At 73.5% G+C, this 4721-nt stretch carries 4 protein-coding genes; all 4 read right to left on the minus strand.

Translation table 11 applies throughout. The features are described 5' to 3' along the window. Nucleotides 1–92 precede the first annotated feature (92 nt). On the minus strand, nucleotides 93–1151 hold the full coding sequence (locus ACOV8S_RS04205) for a polysaccharide deacetylase family protein (RefSeq protein ID WP_448316168.1): 1059 nt from the start codon (nucleotides 1149–1151) through the stop codon (nucleotides 93–95). A gap of 335 nt (nucleotides 1152–1486) precedes the next feature. Next, nucleotides 1487–2353 (minus strand): sugar phosphate isomerase/epimerase family protein, encoded by an 867-nt coding sequence (locus ACOV8S_RS04210; RefSeq protein ID WP_448316169.1) that lies wholly within the window; start codon nucleotides 2351–2353, stop codon nucleotides 1487–1489. Then, on the minus strand, nucleotides 2350–3525 hold the full coding sequence (locus tag ACOV8S_RS04215; protein WP_448316170.1) for a dihydrodipicolinate synthase family protein: 1176 nt from the start codon (nucleotides 3523–3525) through the stop codon (nucleotides 2350–2352). The genes ACOV8S_RS04210 and ACOV8S_RS04215 overlap by 4 nt, the downstream gene beginning before the upstream one ends. Then, a complete protein-coding gene (locus tag ACOV8S_RS04220) occupies nucleotides 3522–4685 on the minus strand; it encodes a Gfo/Idh/MocA family protein (RefSeq protein ID WP_448316171.1) in 1164 nt (387 codons plus the stop codon). The genes ACOV8S_RS04215 and ACOV8S_RS04220 overlap by 4 nt, the downstream gene beginning before the upstream one ends. Nucleotides 4686–4721: the final 36 nt, after the last annotated feature.

Raw genomic sequence — 4721 nt, forward strand, 5'->3', positions numbered from 1 at the left:
GGCCGGCGCCGTCGGCGGGAGCCGTCGGAAGGCCGCGGGAGCGGCGCGGTGACCGGGGTCACCGCGCCGCGCCTACCGGCGCCGGACGCCGGTCAGCTCGTGCTGCAGGAGACCGTCGGCCAGGTGCTGCTGCCGTTCTTCATGATCGTCATGCCCCAGTTGTTGCCGCTGCCGTTGGGCGTGGCCACCAGGGTCTGCGAGTCGGGGTAGGTGGCGTTGACGTTCCAGGTGGTGGCGACCCTCTGCGGGGACGGGACCCGCACGGTCACCTTCCACGTGCTGGAGCCGGAGACCGAGACGTTGAGGTTGTACCGGTCGCTCCACGAGGAGCCGGCCGAGAGCGTCGCCGTGCAGCTCCCGCTCGGGGGCGGCGTGGTGCCGCCGCCGGGCGGCGGAGTCGTGCCGCCGCCCGAGCCGTCGGGCGCCACGGCCCGGCCGGTCGACGGGGAGATCATGCCGGCGCACAGGCCCTTGCTCGACAGGGTCTGCGCGATCCGCGGGATCGCCGCGAGGGTGTTGGCGGGCCAGTCGTGCATCAGGATGATCTGCCCGTTGGTCAGCCGGCCGGCGGCCTGGACGATGGCGTCCGTGCTGGCGTTGTTCCAGTCCTGGGAATCGACGTCCCACATGATCTCGGTCAGGCCGTACTTGGCCTCCACCGACTTCAGGGTGGCGTTGGTCTCGCCGTAGGGCGGGCGGAACAGCTTGGGGGTGCCGCCGCCGGCGTTGGCGATGGCCTGCTGGGTCCGCGAGATCTGCGAGTCCATGGCCGACTGGGACAGCTGGGTCATGTGCGGGTGGTCCCAGCTGTGGTTGCCGACCCACATGCCGGCGTCGACCTGGGCGCGGACCTGGGAGCTGTAGGACGCGGCGTAGTTGCCCTGGTTGAACATGGTCGCCCGTAGACCGTTCTGCTTCAGGGCGTTGAGGAGTGCGGGCGTCTGGTTGGACGGTCCGTCGTCGAAGGTGAGTCCGACGTAGCCGTTGCAGGCGGTCGCCCGCTCGGCGGCGGCCTGGGAGGGGCCGGCGGCGAGCGTGGTGGTGGCCGCCGCGGCCAGCGCGATGGCGACGAGCGCGCCCGCCGCGGAACGGAGCCGCGACGTGGAGGGCCGTGGCCTGGGACTGCTTGCGGGAACACGTGCGAGACGCATGGGGGTTGTCCCTTTCGCCGAACGAGGGCAGCCGGGACCGATGGCCCGGCGCGGAGGAGTGGCCCGGCAAGGGCGCCGCACGTGGCTGCGTCGCACCGGACCACCGACAGTGTGAACCGTCGCGCGCCGGGATTGTCAACGCTTTCGGCGTGGAATTCGAAAGCTTCGGATCGTCCAAGTGGGCGTCCGTGCAGCGACGTTGCTGGTGAGAGTGCCGCATGCGGCATGTGGCTCGCGCCAAGCTGGAAAGGATGGCCGTATGCGGCGTCGGCCGGGAAGAATTGGCTCGAATGTTTCGAACCGATCGTGCGCCGCATCCGTGCCACCCCCTCCGGTCAGAGCACGTGGACCGCGTACCGCTCCATCACCTCCGCGAGCACCTCGGCGCCGTCCCGGGCCCACAGGCCCTCGTTGAAGATCTCCACCTCGATCGGCCCGGCGTAGCCGGCGGCGTCGACCAGCTCGCGCAGGGCGCGCATGTCCACGCTGCCGTCGCCGAGCTGGCCGCGGCCGAGCAGCACGCCGGCGGGCAGCGGGGTCACCCAGTCCGCGACCTGGAAGGCGGCGATCCGGCCGCCGTCCGACCCGGCCGCTCCCGCCCGCCGGATCCGATCGGCCACCGTGTCGTCCCACCAGACGTGGTACGCGTCGACGACCACGCCCACCTCCTCGACGGGGAAACGCTCGGCGAGGTCCAGGGCCTGGCCCAGGGTGGAGACCACGCAGCGGTCCGAGGCGAACATCGGGTGCAGCGGCTCGACCGCCAGGCGCACCCCGCGTTCGCGGGCGTACGGGGCCAGTTCGCCCAGCGCGTCCGCGATGCGTTCGCGCGCCCCGCGCAGGTCGCGGTCCCCGGCCGGCAGCCCGCCCGAGACCAGCACCAGGGTGGACGTGGCGAGGGCGGCCGCCTCGTCGATCGCGGCCCGGTTGTCGTCCAGGGCGGCGGCGCGCGCGCCGGGGTCGGTCGCGGTGAGGAAGCCGCCGCGGCACAGGCTGGTGACGGTCAGGCCCGCCTCCCGCACCAGCCGCGCCGCCCGCTCCACGCCGTACTCCTGGACGGGGGCGCGCCACAGGCCGACCCGCGTCACCCCCGCCTTGCGGCAGCCCTCGGCCAGCTCGGGCAGGGACCACTGCTTGACGGTCTCCTGGTTGAGGCTGAACCGGGAGAGGACGCCGTCCGTGTTCGTACCCGGGGCGGTCATCGGTCCACCCCGTACACCGCGAGGAGGTTCCGCATGCGGGTCTCGGCGAGCGCAGGGTCCGGGAACAGGCCCAGTCGGTCCGCGAGTTCGTACGCGCGGGCCAGATGCGGGAGCGAGCGGGCCGACTGCAGCCCGCCGACCATCGTGAAGTGGTCCTGGTGACCAGCGAGCCAGGCCAGGAACACCACGCCCGTCTTGTAGAACCGGGTGGGCGCGGCGAACAGGTGCCGGGCCAGCTCCACCGTCGGGTCCAGGAGCGCCCGGAAGCCCGCCGTGTCACCGGTGTCCAGGATCCGCACCGCCCGCGCCGCCAGCGGCGCCAGCGGGTCGAAGACGCCGAGCAGCGCGTGGCTGAAGCCCCGTTCGTCGCCCGCGATCAGCTCCGGGTAGTGGAAGTCGTCGCCGGTGTAGCAGCGCACCCCGTCCGGCAGCCGCCGCCGCAGCGCGACCTCCCGGCCGGCGTCCAGCAGCGAGACCTTGACGCCGTCGACCTTGTCCGGGTGGGAGGCGACCACCTCCAGGAAGGCGTCGGTGGCCGCGTCCAGGTCGTCGCCGCCGGACCAGTAGCCCTCCAGCGCCGGGTCGAACATCGGGCCCAGCCAGTGCAGCACCACCGGTTCCGACGCCTGCCGCAGCAGCCCCTCGTACACCTCCAGGTAGTCGTCCGGACCCTTCGCCACGGCGGCCAGCGCCCGCGACGCCATCAGGACCGCCTGCGCCCCCGCCTCCTCGACGACCGCCAGCTGCTCCTCGTACGCGGCCCGCACGTCGGCGAGGCCGAGGTGCGGCGACGCGCCGGGGGCGGCGAGCTGGTCGGTGCCCACGCCGCAGGCGACGTGCCCGCCGACGGCCCGCGCCTCGGCGGCGCTGCGGCGGATCAGCTCCCGGGCGCCCGGCCAGTCCAGGCCCATGCCGCGCTGCGCGGTGTCCATGGCCTCTGCGACGCCCAGGCCGTGCGACCACAGGTGGCGGCGGAAGGCGAGGGTGGCGTCCCAGTCGACGGCGGCCGGGCCGTCCGGAGTGGTGTCGGCGTACGGGTCGGCGACCACGTGGGCCGCGGCGAGGACCGTGCGGGAGAGCAGCGGCGTGCCGTCGGCCGTGAGGTCCGCGGGCGCCGAGCGGGGCGTGTACGGGGTGGTCCCGCCGTCCGGGCGGGGCAGCGTGATCGTCACAGGGTCAGCTCCGGAACGTCGAGGCGGCGGCCCTCGGCCGAGGAGCGCAGGCCGAGTTCGGCGAGCTGCACGCCGCGCGCGCCCGCCAGCAGGTCCCAGGCGTACGGCTCGTCGAGGACCACGTGGCGCAGGAACAGCTCCCACTGGGCCTTGAAGCCGTTCTCGAACGAGGCCCCCGGCGGCAGGTTGTCCGGCACCTCCTGCCACTGGTCGCGGAAGGACTCGGTGACCGGCAGGTCCGGGTTCCACACCGGCTTGGGCGTGGCGGACCGGTGCTGGACGCGGCAGCCGCGCAGCCCCGCGACGGCGGAGCCGTGCGTGCCGTCGACCTGGAACTCGACCAGCTCGTCGCGGTGGACCCGCACCGCCCAGGAGGAGTTGATCTGGGCGACGGCCCCGCCCTCCAGCTGGAAGACGCCGTACGCGGCGTCGTCGGCGGTCGCCGGGTAGGGCTTGCCGCTCTCGTCCCAGCGCCGCGGGAGGTGCGTGGTGGCGAGGGCCTGCACCGAGGTGACCCGGCCGAACAGCTCGTGCAGCACGTACTCCCAGTGCGGGAACATGTCGGAGACGATCCCGCCGCCGTCCTCGGCACGGTAGTTCCAGCTCGGTCGCTGCGCCTGCTGCCAGTCGCCCTCGAAGACCCAGTAGCCGAACTCCCCGCGGACCGACAGGATCTCGCCGAAGAAGCCGCCGTCGACGAGCCGCTTCAGCTTCAGCAGGCCCGGCAGGAAGATCTTGTCCTGGACGACGCCGTGCCGGACCCCGGCGTCACGCGCCAGCCGGGCCAGTTCCAGCGCTCCCTCCAGCGAGGTGGCGGTGGGCTTCTCCACGTACAGGTGCTTGCCGGCGGCGATGGCCCGGCGGACGGCGTCGACGCGGGCGGTGGTGATCTGCGCGTCGAAGTAGATGTCGACCCTCGGGTCGGCGAGGACGGCGTCGAGGTCGGTGGACCACTCGGTCAGGCCGTGCCGGTCGGCGATCTCGCGCAGGGCGTGCTCCCGGCGGCCGACCAGGACGGGCTCGGGCCACAGGACCGTGCCGTCGCCGAGGGCGAGGCCGCCCTGCTCGCGCAGGGCGAGGATCGAGCGGACCAGGTGCTGGCGGTATCCCATCCGCCCGGTGACGCCGTTCATCGCGATGCGCACCGTTCTGCGTGTCATGTGCTCTCCTCCGTTGTCGGGCGGGTCGTTGTAGGG

Source organism: Streptomyces sp. CO7 (assembly GCF_053474865.1).